Below are 11,904 nucleotides of genomic sequence, written 5' to 3'. Positions count from 1 at the left end.
CCTTACTAGTATTTAGTATACTACATTTCCAATTTTATCCTGTATAATTTATTCAGGCATACATTGATATAGTTTTATTTTTAAAGGGGTTGTTCATTTGACGAATACGAATCAACACGGGGGTAAGAAAACTTTCCTTGGGGTAATAAGTACAATCGCAGTGTTATTACTTGGTAAATTAAAATTTGTGTTAGCTATCCTTAAATTTCTAAAACTTCATACGCTTATCAGCCTGGTTATTTCTCTAGGAACCTATGCACTTTTTTTTGGTTGGAAATTTGCAGCAGCTCTGATTTATCTGTTGTTTGTACATGAAATGGGTCATGCCTATGCTGCTAGAAAAATTAAGTTACCAGTTAGTCCGGCCATATTTATTCCATTTATGGGTGCGGTCATCGGCCTAAAGGAACTGCCGAAAAACGCAAAAGATGAGGGATTCGTTGCCTATATGGGACCTTTATTTGGATTATTGTCCTTTTTGCCGGCCTTTCTGTTATATGATCTTACACACGAACCTTTCTGGGCTTTATTGATTATTTTGGGCGGGACAATTAATCTATTTAATTTAATTCCGATAACCCCGTTAGATGGCGGGAGAATTGCTGCCGGGATCAGTACTAAGCTGTGGGCACTAGGTATCATCTTATTGTTGGCCTATTCGATAAAGACTCTAAGTGTCTTAGGTTTTTTTATTGCCTTTTTGGGAGCCTCCGAATGGTACAAAATTTATAAAAAACAAAAAAGCCTGCAAAATGATAAAAAGGAAGTTCAAGAGCTGGATCTTATGCTCATTATGTTAAAGCAGCAATCAATTGATTTGGATTCAATTCAAGGAGCGATTGATCAAGCAAAAGGAAGACTGGTCAACAAGGAAATGATTGAACAAATAAATATACTAGATTCAGAAATTAAAAAAATGAAAAGAGAGCTTTTGCTTCAACATTTATCAGGCATCCATACATTAAGTGATGAAGAAGAAAATAACAACCAGCAAACGATTGAAACAATCCGTAGAACTCTGGAGGAAAAAATCTCTGCTTATAAACAAGAAGTTGAAATTACGGAAAACTATTATCAAACCAGTAAAAAAACAAAATGGCAGTTGTTTTCCATTTATATAGGTTTAGTTCTTGCTCTGACGTTTAGTTATTATTATGGGAATAACCTTCTCTTGAACCATCCAGAGATTCAAGAAGCCATGAATAGATAAACACTAAATATACTCTTATAAACGTTGTACTTTTGCTGTACAAACATTAAAACATAGGAATTAAAGAAACAGGGTAATCACATATGAATTTACCCTGTTTTTCTTTTAGGGATACCATCATAATTTTTGAAAGTTGATAAAACGATTTGATTATCAATAGCTTTACTTCAGGATAAATGTAAAAACAATTTGACATTTGGATACACAATAATTAAAATTTAAATGTAAAAAGTTTTTTACATTTATTCGATTTTAGGTGATTTGATTGAAAAATAGCATTAGAAATGTACGAAAAGAATTAAGACTCTCGCAAGAAGAACTAGCCAATAAGTGTGGAGTTACAAGACAAACCATAAATGCCATTGAAAATAATAAATACGACCCCACTTTAACATTAGCATTTAAGCTATCTATGAATTTAAATACAAAAATTGAAAAATTATTCCATTTTGAGGAGGAGAAAAAATGAGATTACGCAAAGCAGATGAAATGGAAAAATATCAAAGTGATCAATCCGCAAAATATGGATTTATTTTTTATACCCTATCCCTATTGATTTGGTCTTTATATGATCTATTTAGCAAAGGAAATTCTGGATGGCAATTTACCATTTTATTGATAGGTTCTGCAGTTTATTTTTGGTCAAGAGTGGTTTATAGCAAAAAAATGAATTCATAACGAATAATAATTCCAAGAAAATAGGGTAAGAATTCATTAAGATTTCTCACCCTATTAACCATCATTTGCTTTTTTCATTCTGAAAGGAACAAGTTAAAGAAAAAATAAATATAATAATATCTATTGCTTTACCAGCCCTTACGGCTAATTAAAGAAGTAATATGGGCAAGATGGTGCCGGCCATGCCAAGCATAGATACCGATATTTTTTCCCACCGTTATTTCCCCTGATTCCGGATGCACGAAAGTTTTTTTCATATCCTCAGGATTTAGACTATGTAATAGTTTGACCCAACGTTTGTGCAATGTTTCAAGAAGCGTTAAGGAAATCTCAATCGGCAATGAGTAATCTGGAAGTTCGGCCCATTTCCCTTCATTATAAGGCTTGATGACTGGGTTTTCTTCAGTAAGAGCTAGTTTAAAACGGACATAAGCGTTCATATGACTATCCGCAACATGATGAACCACTTGACGAACTGTCCATCCGCCATTCCGATAAGGAGTGTCCAATTGATTATCATCCAAACTACTGACAGCTTCTCGCAATAATGCTGGTAAGCTCTCAATCTCACTAATCCAATCCTTAGTAATAACCCCCGTGATCTCTCCATCAAATTGAAATTTTCCTATTGGATACCTTTCATCCATTGCAATCCCTCCTATGTATTCCTCTAAATTAATATTTTAAGGGTTCTTCAATAATTGAATTCCCCTCTGTTGCTTCATTATCAAGCCACTTCCATTTCTCATATAGTCTAATACGCCCATCAGCTAAGATTTCAGGAGTCGATACACATTCTCCTCCTCTAAGTTCATCTTTTGTATTCACATGGTTATATCGAAACTGTAAAGATCCATCCTCTTTCACCATTCCAATCAGCAATCCTTTTACGATTTCTCCCCCGCCATATGTTGCTGAGACGATCGTTCCCTCTTGACTATATTTAAAAAAAGTCTTTGAAGAAACTTCTCCGTTTGCTGTATTTTCAATTGAAACAAATGTACGGCCATTATAATTTATCAATGTTTCTCCTCACTTTTTAAGAACTCGAACCCTTTTAATCTTCTTAAGTATGAAAATTAGTCCTTTTCGTTTTTCACAAATTACATATAATATAGAAATTTAGTTTAGTAGGTGAAAGCATGACCACAACCATCACTACCGGGATTCACGGAGCAACGTATTCTGGTACACCCTTACCAATGTTTGGTCCTTGGAATCAGGTTATTCACCACCATCCATATAGTGTACACGTGGGACATAACGTTTATTACATGGTTCCTATTTTATTCGGACATCCGCCTGCGTTCCCTTATCTGGGACCTTATGTCCCGTTTCGATATTCAACCCTACAATTTCAGGCAAAATAGAGGTTCGGATTCATTTCCAAATTCTACTGCACGTCCTGTATCTTTAAATCCTAGGCTGGTGTATAACTGTTTAGCACGCTCATTCGTCGGTACGATGCTTGTAAAAATTTCTTCCCATGGAAATTGCTTCATTTGATTTATGATCTCAAGCATTGCTGCCTTGCCATAACCCTTTCCTTGATAACGATAATCAATCATCAATCGTGTTATAAAGTAAACATTTAGAATCGGAGAAAGCCCAAACATAGTAAAACCGACCATCTTATCATCCTCATTGTAAATAGCCTTGGTTAACCCAATCGAGCTCTACTTTTGATTAAGCAATGGAAAAAGCATTTGAAGCAACATTTTCTTCAAATAATCTATATTGATCTGATTCCTCCGATTTTAAAAAGACGCATTGAAAAAAGTTTTCACTAGTAATTTCTTTTAAAGTTATTGAACTCTTCGTTGTTTCCCCTTTTTTTCCCATTTGAAGGAGTTTTGAAATTCTTCTTTTTTTAAATTCAATATACTGGATAAAATATCCTTCTAGAAAAGAATTATAACGACCGGCTTGTACTTTTTTCATGAACGGGCTTTATGAACTCCTCATAACGACCGGGCTTGTACTTTTTTCAATTGAACGGGCTTTATGAACTCTTCATAACGACTGCACTTGTACTTTTTTCAGTTGGACGGGCTTTATGAACTCTTCATAACGACCGCACTTTTGCTTTTTTCACCTGAACGGGCTTTATGAACTCTTCATAACGACTGCACTTGTACTTTTTTCAGATGAACATGCTTCATTCCCCTATCATATCGACCATGCTTCTACATGTCTCTATTCCAATCTATTACAAACTTCTTTATAATTTTTTAAAAGGGGGAAGTTCGATGGATAAGCCCATTACAAAGTTAAAAACCTTTGCAAGGAAATTAAAAAAGAATTTATTTGTCCTATATTTATCCTATAAAGATAAAAGAGTGCCTTGGTATGCAAAGCTTGTTGCCATATGTGTGGTTGCATATGCTTTTAGCCCAATCGATCTGATTCCTGATTTTATCCCGGTACTAGGTTATCTTGATGACCTCATTATCGTACCGCTAGGCATCATGCTAGCAATGAAGTTGATTCCTCCTGTTGTGATTAATGACCATAGAGCACGAGCGGAAGAAATGAAAAAAGCTGGGAAGCCTAAAAATTGGTTCACAGCTTTTCTTTTTATTCTAATCTGGCTTTTATTTGCTTATTGGGTTGGAAATTTGCTATTCTTTCACGATAAAAATTAAAACAAGAATAAAATTAAAAGTGCTGACTCTAAAATTACCTTTTGAGTCAGCACTTTTATTGTACTTTAAATTCTCTAAATAAATTAGCAATTATAATTCTTTGCTTATCTGCCTGTGTATCCCCCTATCCCCCTGATCCTTTCTTCACTTTGACAGCTGAGATCAATCACTCCTTGCAGGTCTGAAACAAATTACATCCTAGGTCTTAGATAAAAATAAATCTCACGATTGTTCAAGGATTCTTAGCAATATAGGATTATAGAATTAGATTGCAAGGGACGGAATCTTTTCATTTTAATCAATGATTTTATTAAAATAGGGCTTTTTGAAACAGAATCACATACAAAATTCTATTCGCAGGGAGTTTTGAAATGGGGGAATCAAGATGGAAGTTTATATCATTCTTTCTGATACGGGAACTTTATTTACAAAAATGATAAAAAGATTTACGAAACATCCATTAAACCACGCTTCAATCTCTTTTTCGAAGGAACTAGTAGACGAGACTTATAGCTTCGGCAGGAAACGAGCCAATAATCCTTTTATCGGGGGCTTTATTAGGGAAAATATGAACGGAGAGTTATTTCAAAGTGCAACATGTGCCATTTATAGTTGTTCTGTTTCAGAAAGGGAATATAAGCAGATGAGAAAGCTTGTCCAACAATTTGAAAAGCAGCAGCAAGACTATAAGTATAATTTAATCGGGCTTTTCGGGGTTCTGCTTAATAAAAAAATGAATAGAAAAAGAGCCTTCTTTTGTTCAGAATTTGTCGCAACGGTTTTAAATCGAGGCGGCATTGACATAAAGGGTAAACACCCAAGCTTAGTCAAACCTAATGATTTGGGAGATTGTGAAAATTTTCGATTGCTTTATAAGGGACAACTCATCTCCTATCTTCTACAATATTCGAACCAACCCACACAAGAAATTGCCAATGATACAAAGAAACAACGTAAAATATTAATATATTCAAGAGTATGCTAACTAAGCTGTTTGTTTTTTATTACAAACAGCTTAGTTTTATTGATAAATAGTTTTTAGTCATCTTTGTTTGTAGATGATTCCCATTTTTTAAGTTCTTTAATTGTTTTTTCAAATCAATTAGACCATTTTCCGTTGTTTGGATATAGTCGGTTCGCTGAGCAATGGGTATTGTTTTGCCCGTTCCCAATTTTGATGGTTTTTGCAGGAGCAGTCCTCGTTCCTTAGACTCTATCAGAACTTTCTCCATTTCATCATTCCTGAACTCTTTCAAGTTTTCCATGTCATTTACTTCAATTTTCAAGTAGAGTAATTGCTGCTCGAGTTGCAGGTAGTAGTTTTTATCACTCTGTGGCTGCCACCAAAAACCTCAGAATCCTCCAGTTGCCATTAAAATGTTTTTGAAGTCCCATGTAAAATCTCTGCCATGCAAAACCGTCCCAATCTACCACAGGCTTTGTTCTATAAGCATTAATACTACTATCAAGCTTCTCCAAGTGCACTAGATAGTCAATGAAAATAGGATGACTTACGCCATTTTCCCGGCCACGCTCTAATACTTCAAGTATCCTTTCGCGTGTAAACGGAAAATAGCCTGCATCCTGAACTGAGTGGTAATGACTTTGATCCGCTATCTTATAATAGATTGGCAATTGAACTAAATCAGGATAAGCGATCCTTACTTCTTCACGATACCGGTTCAGCTGATCTGAGTGGTTTTTAGTATATGTTTTGTCTTCTATTAAAATGGCATATGTATCGTTTACGATCGCAAGAATATCTAACGCTTGGAATTGCCTAATAATTTCAATACTTTTTATTATAGGAACAGGATACCCATGAACGTTAAAAAGCATTGTTATTTATGTGCCAGTGCTTAGAATTTGGACGGTCCATTTTTTAGTGAGCTTGTTTATGATAAAAAGACTAATGATTTTGCGGCGAACGACAAGTCTTATACAACCCCACTTCTGAACATTTATACTGACGATGTTTGGAAACAGCTTAACAGTAATTCCACTTATGCGGCAAACAAAGCCGCCGATCAAAATTGTAAAGAAGCCTATTCCGTTTATTTTAAAGGTGCCAAACACTTAAGTCTTACCGATTTATCACTTGTTTCTCCTATTCTTGCTAATACACTCCAAGGCGGTAAGGCAACGATTGATAAATATTACTGCCTGGAAGCTGAAAATAAACTTATTCTTCAATTCTTTGATTATACACTGAAGGGGAAGGAACGCTTTACATCTGAAGGTATACGATAACGAAAAACCTGCTTACACTACGTAAGCAGGCTTTTCCGTTTTCACTATTCACTATTTTGAGTGGTATTAAAAAAGTTGGCTTGTTCTTTTTCATTTGCTTTTGACTTATGATTGTTTTTACCCATTTTTCCATCTGATTCATAACTTAAATTTTTCAGTGTCTTTTTATCTTTTTCCATCAATACTTCCCCCTTTCAAGGGTAGTTTATCCCTCACAATCTTTATTTATTAAATTAAAGGTAAAGAGAGAGGTTTATTAGCATATATTAAACCCATTTATAATCACTAAGGCTGCATCACTTTTTCAGGCTAACGGGATTTGTGTGCTCTCCTCCATAACGACCTAAAAATCAATATGAGTTTATCTCTCCATTTTATTAATGAACCCTGACTTGGATTTTGCCACAAAAGACCAACCTTCTACAGAAGGTATGCTTTCTAACATATTTTGGCTTTCTCTAGAAATAACAGTGGTATGGTCTCTATTCGCAGGATTCCCGGTTAATCCATTCTGTCGATTTTCAGTAATGTTCCTTGACACTTTCCCTTGATACATAGTTTGTTTTTTATAACCATTTAAATTTGGAACAAATTTTTTACTGTCAATAGGGACATTTACTTCAAGTTTTGTTGGGTGTAAATAATCAACTATTTTTCCAGACTCATCATAAGTCTCATATTTAACTAATATTCCTGTATCTTTATCTACCCAAAACCGAAAAGTAGCAGCTTTATGTTTGACCTTCGCGTAACTGTTTAACATCCCTTTAATAACAAGGGTGTTATGGCCCAATAATTCTTCATTCTGCTTTTCAATGTTCCATTTATTTAGATCTCTAGTGTAGTTAGAAGCAATTTCATAGGGAAATAAGGAACTTTGAGCCTCGCCAATTAAGGGCCTTTCCCTCATATTTGTTACATTAATTCCGTCATTATCTACACGAAAAGCCTCCCCTATTGTTAATGTATTGGAGGAGAAATTTTCCAGTTGGTAGTCCATTTCCAAATAATCACCTTTGCTTTCATCTAAGTCCCACAATTTTCCTCCAGTATAATAATGATAGAGTACCTGGCTCGGTCCATTGTCTAAGTTTGTTATTTTACTAAAGCCCCCTGCATTCTTATGTAAACTTAATTCATACTCAATAATCATAGTAAGCGGACTATTATCATAATGCATTTTAAATGAACCTTTGGCCGTCTCAAAATAGTCAACAGTATTCAGCATTTTGGTTAAGATTTCTTCTTTCGTCATATTCTTGATATTTTCTTTCTGTTTAGGCGGCACAATGATATCCTTATTTGCCTTTTTGATCTCCTCTTCATGGTAGCTTGCCTGGTTATTCTGGGCTTTTTCAAAAAAGTGCATTTGTTTTCCGACAAAGTAGGCAATTCCTATAAAAAGGATGGTAGTAACGGTGACACTCAAAAGGACATTAAAACCGTTTAGGATGGAGGTTTCCCGTTTTTGAACTCTGCCCTGCTTAATCGACTCTAATACCTTTTGTTGATGGGCTTCGGTGAAATGTATATCCTGGAAAACTGTTTTATCCATTTTGCTTTTTATTTTATTCCACTTATTTTCCATTATGTTTCACACTCCCTCTAAATCATCTTTTAGTTTTAGGCGACCCCTATGCAATCTAGTTTTTATCGTATTTGGATTCGTTTTTAATAAAGTAGCTATTTCTTCAATGGAAAACTCATGATAATAGTATAGAATAATGACTTCCCTTAACTTTACGGGTAGCTTCATCACCTGATATGAAATCCGATCATTTTCATACTCAGGCCTTTGTTCCCAGCCAGAATGCGTATTTTTGAAGGTAAAATAATCTACCATTACTATATTTTTATAAGACCAGCTTTTTAGAACATCTTTACATTTATTTATGGTGATTTTGATGAGCCACGTTTTATAAGATGACTCATTTCGAAAAGTATCCATTTTTTCATAGCATTTTATAAAAACATCTTGCGCTACATCCTCAGCAAGGTGATTTTGCTTTAGGTAAGAGTAGGCAATTCTCATGACATCATTCCCATAGGTCACCATTAACCACTTTAGTTTTTCCTCACGAGTGAAGGAATCAGGCGGTTCTAGGTTAGACCCATTTACATCTTCAAGCATATTTATCCTCACAGCCTTAGTTTTTTTGTAATATAGACGATTCCAAATCTGGAAAGGTTCTATTAAGCAAATTTTTTGTTATGGAAAAATATTAGGAAAAAAATCGAAAGGAAAACGATGATTTAAAGAGGAAAGTAATCAGATATTAATGTAAATTTCATAGAGAATCGAGGTGTCTAAAGAGGGAATAGTTTTTCTAGTATGACAAAAAGGACATTCCTGAATATACAGAGATGCCCTTTTCACTAATTTTGTTAGAAATTAAAGTCTAGAATCATCTTACTCGCTTCGCCGGTAAATCTATAATTATAGGTCCCTTTTAAGCTTTTTAAGTCCCCGGTAGCTTTGATGATGGTTCCTGGAGAATCTAGATTTCCTTTATCAAAGATACCTTGTTCTATAGCCGTGAATGTCCCCTGTTTTCCCTTATAAGTTCCTTCGAAATGCAGATACCCGGAAATTTTTGAAGTGGCCAAGTGAACATCGTCTATAGAGGAATCTATATAAAATAATAAATATTCAACAAAAGCTTTTCCTGCTAATTCACCTTCAATATCATATTCGACATGGGCAATATTAACAGGAAATTCCTTTCTAGTGTCATCTACTGGCTTTTCATCCCATTTACTTACTCTAAATGATACCTCCATTCATAAATCTCCCTTCACTATTAGTAGTTATTCACCTTCAGTATAATATCCAAAAAGTGCCATTATCAATAATATTTATAAGAAATTAACATTAAACCACTTATTTATCGATTAAAACTCTATCTCCCTTGCTATTAGGCTGCGATATGACTAAAAACTCCACATCCCCATTTGATTCATTCATCATTTGATGGGGAACCAAAGGTGGGATTTCGATTCCTTCATTAGGATTTAAAATAATTCGCTCGTTATTCACTTCTATTGTGGCTCTACCAGATAAAACAAAGAAAAATTGCTGTGCTTGTTTGTGATAGTGCCTTACTTCTGAAGTATTTGCCGGCATGCGTTCATGGATGACACTTACATTATTATTTTTAACTAAATGCCACCCATCACATTGGTCTCCCCATATGTAATGTTCGGCGTTCTGTTTACTTATCTTCATTTCTGCTACTCCTAACATTAAATAGATAAAATACATTTATCCCCAATAAAGAAATACACTTGAACCACGGTTCTATAAATAGATCCAAAACCTCTTTATAATGTTACCATCTTCCATAACATAGTCCGTGTCTGGAACACCACCATTATTCATGATTGTTTTTGCCGATCCGATATTACTCTCGTCGCAGACAACAAGGGCTTCTTGTATTCCTAATTCCCTGGCTTTTTCTAAGGCAAGGGATAAGAGTTTTGTTGCATATCCTTTTTTCCTCTCAGATGGACGGATACCGTAACCAATATGCCCTCCACTGTTAAATAACTTATCTGTCAGTCGGTGACGAATATTTACTGCTCCAATGATCTTTTTATTTTTATTGATTAACCAGAAGGTAGAATCAGGAACCCAATTGGCTGGGATATTTTTACCCTGCTCTGCATCAAGTAAAGATTGTATCATTTCCGGAAAATTTGCAGGATCCTTACCAATGACCCAAGGAATCATTTCCTCCCCGCTATCTTTCCATTCCTGGTAAAACTCTTGATATTCAGATTTTAATTCCACTGTTGGTTTTGTTAAAAATACTGTTGGTTCCATGTGATTCACCTTCTTACTAAAATTTAAGCTTTCCTATAAGCCCTGCGTTCAGCATATTCCCTACATAAATCACAAACATGAATTGTATTAATAAAGCTTTTTCTGGCTCCCAACTTATCTCAAAACTTCGGACACAACACTAGATTTTTTTCTCCTGTCCGTTGATGCTCTGACTTCAGACACAACCATCGGTGGTTTTCTCTCGTCTGTCCGAAGTTGCTCTGACTTTAGACACAACCATTGGCGTTTTCTCCTCTTCTGTCCGAAGTTGCTCTGACTTCAGACACAACCACCGGTGGTTTTCTCTCGTCTGTCCGAAGTTGCTCTGACTTCAGACACAACCATCGGCGTTTTCTCCTCTTCTGTCCGAAGTTGCTCTGACTTCAGACACAACCATCAGTGGTTTTCTCTCGTCTGTCCGAAGTTGCTCTGACTTCAGACACAACCATCGGCGTTTTCTCCTCTTCTGTCCGAAGTTGCTCTGACTTCAGACACAACCATCAGTGGTTTTCTCTCGTCTGTCCGAAGTTGCTCTGACTTCAGACACAACCATCGTTTTTTTCTCCTCTTCTGTCCGAAGTTGCTCTGACTTCAGACACAATTATAGGTGGTTTTTTCTCGTCTGTCCGAAATTGCTCTGACTTCAGACACAATCATCGGTTGTTTTTTCTCGTCTGTCCGAAATTGCTCTGACTTCAGACACAACCATCGGTGGTTTCTCCGCTCCTGTCCGAAGTTGCTCTGACTTCAGACACAACCATCGGTGGTTTTCTCTCTTCTGTCCGAAGTTGCTCTGACTTCAGACACAACCATCGGTGGTTTTCTCTCGTCTGTCCGAAGTTGCTCTGACTTCAGACACAACCATCGGTGGTTTTCTCCTCTTCTTCCGAAGTTGCTCTGACTTCAGACACAACCATCGGTGGTTTTCTCCCGTCTGTCCGAAGTTCCTCTGACTTCGGACACCAACCATGAATTTATTACTTAGTGAGAACCCGTTACTTGCTTTTAAAACATTCCTCTCTCTGTTTTTTAAGAATTTGTTAAGGAAAAACTTCTAAAATATTACAGTATTAATTATTTATACAATAGTAAAATGGGGCAAATAAAATGCTTAAAATACTTCTTATCCATCAAAAGAGAAAATTAAAAAATCATATGGAACTATTACGAAATGAAATGATGCGACTTGGACTAAAAGAAGGATTAAGCAATAAGCGAACCGTTCAAGTTAGTAAAAAGTTGGATCGGGCTATTTTAAAGTACCAATCACTTAACAAATTACTTAAAAAATGATTGAC

Annotated in this window: 20 protein-coding genes; 8 read left to right on the top strand and 12 right to left on the bottom strand. The window is 35.6% G+C overall.

What is annotated here, in order from left to right; translation table 11 throughout:
* The first annotated feature begins 97 nt into the window (after positions 1-97).
* The 3 genes from ACI3K6_RS16420 (at position 98) to ACI3K6_RS16410 (ending at position 1,888) form a co-directional block, all read left to right on the top strand.
* Entirely contained in the window at positions 98-1,210 is a 1,113-nt protein-coding gene (locus tag ACI3K6_RS16420; RefSeq protein WP_435555669.1) for a site-2 protease family protein, read from the top strand.
* 265 nt (positions 1,211-1,475) lie between these two features.
* On the top strand, positions 1,476-1,679 hold the full coding sequence (locus tag ACI3K6_RS16415) for a helix-turn-helix transcriptional regulator (protein ID WP_335477123.1): 204 nt from the start codon (positions 1,476-1,478) through the stop codon (positions 1,677-1,679).
* Positions 1,676-1,888 carry a hypothetical protein gene (locus ACI3K6_RS16410; RefSeq protein ID WP_435555668.1) on the top strand — a complete coding sequence of 71 codons (213 nt, stop codon included), beginning with the start codon at positions 1,676-1,678 and terminating at the stop codon, positions 1,886-1,888. The genes ACI3K6_RS16415 and ACI3K6_RS16410 overlap by 4 nt, the downstream gene beginning before the upstream one ends.
* 128 nt (positions 1,889-2,016) lie before the next feature.
* Here the strand turns inward: ACI3K6_RS16410 and ACI3K6_RS16405 are convergent, their stop codons facing one another.
* Positions 2,017-2,535, bottom strand: coding sequence for a YfiT family bacillithiol transferase (locus ACI3K6_RS16405; RefSeq protein WP_335482462.1), 519 nt, complete (start codon positions 2,533-2,535; stop codon positions 2,017-2,019).
* A gap of 28 nt (positions 2,536-2,563) precedes the next feature.
* Complete coding sequence (locus ACI3K6_RS16400) at positions 2,564-2,911, bottom strand: avidin-fold protein (protein WP_335482464.1); 348 nt, start codon at positions 2,909-2,911, stop codon at positions 2,564-2,566.
* A 119-nt stretch (positions 2,912-3,030) separates the two neighbouring features.
* Between ACI3K6_RS16400 and ACI3K6_RS16395 the strand changes: the two genes are divergently transcribed.
* Positions 3,031-3,258 (top strand): hypothetical protein, encoded by a 228-nt coding sequence (locus ACI3K6_RS16395; RefSeq protein ID WP_435555667.1) that lies wholly within the window; start codon positions 3,031-3,033, stop codon positions 3,256-3,258.
* Here ACI3K6_RS16395 and ACI3K6_RS16390 read toward each other — a convergent pair.
* Together ACI3K6_RS16390 and ACI3K6_RS16385 are read right to left on the bottom strand one after the other, a co-directional pair.
* Entirely contained in the window at positions 3,238-3,540 is a 303-nt protein-coding gene (locus ACI3K6_RS16390) for a GNAT family N-acetyltransferase (protein WP_435555708.1), read from the bottom strand. The two genes, ACI3K6_RS16395 and ACI3K6_RS16390, sit on opposite strands and share 21 nt — an antisense overlap.
* A gap of 34 nt (positions 3,541-3,574) precedes the next feature.
* A complete protein-coding gene (locus ACI3K6_RS16385; protein ID WP_435555666.1) occupies positions 3,575-3,829 on the bottom strand; it encodes a hypothetical protein in 255 nt (84 codons plus the stop codon).
* A 308-nt stretch (positions 3,830-4,137) separates the two neighbouring features.
* Here ACI3K6_RS16385 and ACI3K6_RS16380 point away from each other — a divergent pair, with 308 nt between their 5' ends.
* Both ACI3K6_RS16380 and ACI3K6_RS16375 read left to right on the top strand, forming a co-directional pair.
* Positions 4,138-4,533, top strand: coding sequence for a YkvA family protein (locus ACI3K6_RS16380; RefSeq protein ID WP_435555665.1), 396 nt, complete (start codon positions 4,138-4,140; stop codon positions 4,531-4,533).
* 385 nt (positions 4,534-4,918) lie between these two features.
* Positions 4,919-5,518 carry a hypothetical protein gene (locus ACI3K6_RS16375; RefSeq protein WP_435555664.1) on the top strand — a complete coding sequence of 200 codons (600 nt, stop codon included), beginning with the start codon at positions 4,919-4,921 and terminating at the stop codon, positions 5,516-5,518.
* A gap of 19 nt (positions 5,519-5,537) precedes the next feature.
* On the opposite strand, the gene ACI3K6_RS16370 is transcribed toward ACI3K6_RS16375, so the two are convergent.
* Positions 5,538-5,765 carry a hypothetical protein gene (locus tag ACI3K6_RS16370; protein WP_435555663.1) on the bottom strand — a complete coding sequence of 76 codons (228 nt, stop codon included), beginning with the start codon at positions 5,763-5,765 and terminating at the stop codon, positions 5,538-5,540.
* 94 nt (positions 5,766-5,859) lie between these two features.
* On the bottom strand, positions 5,860-6,372 hold the full coding sequence (locus ACI3K6_RS16365; RefSeq protein WP_435555662.1) for a PD-(D/E)XK nuclease family protein: 513 nt from the start codon (positions 6,370-6,372) through the stop codon (positions 5,860-5,862).
* 27 nt (positions 6,373-6,399) lie between these two features.
* Between ACI3K6_RS16365 and ACI3K6_RS16360 the strand changes: the two genes are divergently transcribed.
* On the top strand, positions 6,400-6,783 hold the full coding sequence (locus tag ACI3K6_RS16360; protein WP_435555661.1) for an alpha/beta hydrolase: 384 nt from the start codon (positions 6,400-6,402) through the stop codon (positions 6,781-6,783).
* A gap of 44 nt (positions 6,784-6,827) precedes the next feature.
* Here the strand turns inward: ACI3K6_RS16360 and ACI3K6_RS16355 are convergent, their stop codons facing one another.
* From ACI3K6_RS16355 to ACI3K6_RS16330, 6 genes are all read right to left on the bottom strand, one after another.
* Positions 6,828-6,962 (bottom strand): hypothetical protein, encoded by a 135-nt coding sequence (locus ACI3K6_RS16355; protein WP_435555660.1) that lies wholly within the window; start codon positions 6,960-6,962, stop codon positions 6,828-6,830.
* A gap of 182 nt (positions 6,963-7,144) precedes the next feature.
* Complete coding sequence (locus ACI3K6_RS16350; RefSeq protein WP_435555659.1) at positions 7,145-8,371, bottom strand: sigma-E factor regulatory protein RseB domain-containing protein; 1,227 nt, start codon at positions 8,369-8,371, stop codon at positions 7,145-7,147.
* A gap of 6 nt (positions 8,372-8,377) precedes the next feature.
* Entirely contained in the window at positions 8,378-8,914 is a 537-nt protein-coding gene (locus ACI3K6_RS16345; RefSeq protein WP_435555658.1) for a sigma-70 family RNA polymerase sigma factor, read from the bottom strand.
* Positions 8,915-9,168: 254 nt separating this feature from the next.
* Positions 9,169-9,564: a DUF3224 domain-containing protein gene (locus tag ACI3K6_RS16340; protein ID WP_435555657.1), complete on the bottom strand. Its 396-nt coding sequence runs from the start codon at positions 9,562-9,564 to the stop codon at positions 9,169-9,171.
* Between the two features lie 100 nt (positions 9,565-9,664).
* Positions 9,665-10,009 carry a cupin domain-containing protein gene (locus ACI3K6_RS16335; RefSeq protein ID WP_435555656.1) on the bottom strand — a complete coding sequence of 115 codons (345 nt, stop codon included), beginning with the start codon at positions 10,007-10,009 and terminating at the stop codon, positions 9,665-9,667.
* 72 nt (positions 10,010-10,081) lie between these two features.
* Positions 10,082-10,606, bottom strand: coding sequence for a GNAT family N-acetyltransferase (locus ACI3K6_RS16330; RefSeq protein ID WP_435555655.1), 525 nt, complete (start codon positions 10,604-10,606; stop codon positions 10,082-10,084).
* Positions 10,607-11,713: 1,107 nt separating this feature from the next.
* Between ACI3K6_RS16330 and ACI3K6_RS16325 the strand changes: the two genes are divergently transcribed.
* The gene (locus tag ACI3K6_RS16325; protein WP_435555654.1) at positions 11,714-11,899 is read left to right on the top strand and encodes an aspartyl-phosphate phosphatase Spo0E family protein; all 186 of its coding nucleotides are present in this window, start codon (positions 11,714-11,716) and stop codon (positions 11,897-11,899) included.
* Positions 11,900-11,904 lie beyond the last annotated feature (5 nt).

This window comes from Neobacillus solisequens (assembly GCF_051233465.1).
Lineage (GTDB): Bacteria > Bacillota > Bacilli > Bacillales > Cytobacillaceae > Neobacillus.
Note: the sequence above shows the minus strand (reverse complement) of the source record. Positions and strands in the feature narration are given on the sequence as shown.

What these genes read in the sequence shown, in the direction of transcription:
- ACI3K6_RS16410 (WP_435555668.1), top strand. Translation starts at nt 1,676, where the DNA reads ATGAGATTACGCAAAGCAGATGAAATGGAAAAATATCAAAGTGATCAA.
- ACI3K6_RS16405 (WP_335482462.1), bottom strand. Translation starts at nt 2,535, where the DNA reads ATGGATGAAAGGTATCCAATAGGAAAATTTCAATTTGATGGAGAGATC.
- ACI3K6_RS16395 (WP_435555667.1), top strand. Translation starts at nt 3,031, where the DNA reads ATGACCACAACCATCACTACCGGGATTCACGGAGCAACGTATTCTGGT.
- ACI3K6_RS16385 (WP_435555666.1), bottom strand. Translation starts at nt 3,829, where the DNA reads ATGAAAAAAGTACAAGCCGGTCGTTATAATTCTTTTCTAGAAGGATAT.
- ACI3K6_RS16380 (WP_435555665.1), top strand. Translation starts at nt 4,138, where the DNA reads ATGGATAAGCCCATTACAAAGTTAAAAACCTTTGCAAGGAAATTAAAA.
- ACI3K6_RS16375 (WP_435555664.1), top strand. Translation starts at nt 4,919, where the DNA reads ATGGAAGTTTATATCATTCTTTCTGATACGGGAACTTTATTTACAAAA.
- ACI3K6_RS16370 (WP_435555663.1), bottom strand. Translation starts at nt 5,765, where the DNA reads ATGGAGAAAGTTCTGATAGAGTCTAAGGAACGAGGACTGCTCCTGCAA.
- ACI3K6_RS16365 (WP_435555662.1), bottom strand. Translation starts at nt 6,372, where the DNA reads ATGCTTTTTAACGTTCATGGGTATCCTGTTCCTATAATAAAAAGTATT.
- ACI3K6_RS16355 (WP_435555660.1), bottom strand. Translation starts at nt 6,962, where the DNA reads ATGGAAAAAGATAAAAAGACACTGAAAAATTTAAGTTATGAATCAGAT.
- ACI3K6_RS16350 (WP_435555659.1), bottom strand. Translation starts at nt 8,371, where the DNA reads ATGGAAAATAAGTGGAATAAAATAAAAAGCAAAATGGATAAAACAGTT.
- ACI3K6_RS16345 (WP_435555658.1), bottom strand. Translation starts at nt 8,914, where the DNA reads ATGCTTGAAGATGTAAATGGGTCTAACCTAGAACCGCCTGATTCCTTC.
- ACI3K6_RS16340 (WP_435555657.1), bottom strand. Translation starts at nt 9,564, where the DNA reads ATGGAGGTATCATTTAGAGTAAGTAAATGGGATGAAAAGCCAGTAGAT.
- ACI3K6_RS16335 (WP_435555656.1), bottom strand. Translation starts at nt 10,009, where the DNA reads ATGAAGATAAGTAAACAGAACGCCGAACATTACATATGGGGAGACCAA.
- ACI3K6_RS16330 (WP_435555655.1), bottom strand. Translation starts at nt 10,606, where the DNA reads ATGGAACCAACAGTATTTTTAACAAAACCAACAGTGGAATTAAAATCT.
- ACI3K6_RS16325 (WP_435555654.1), top strand. Translation starts at nt 11,714, where the DNA reads ATGCTTAAAATACTTCTTATCCATCAAAAGAGAAAATTAAAAAATCAT.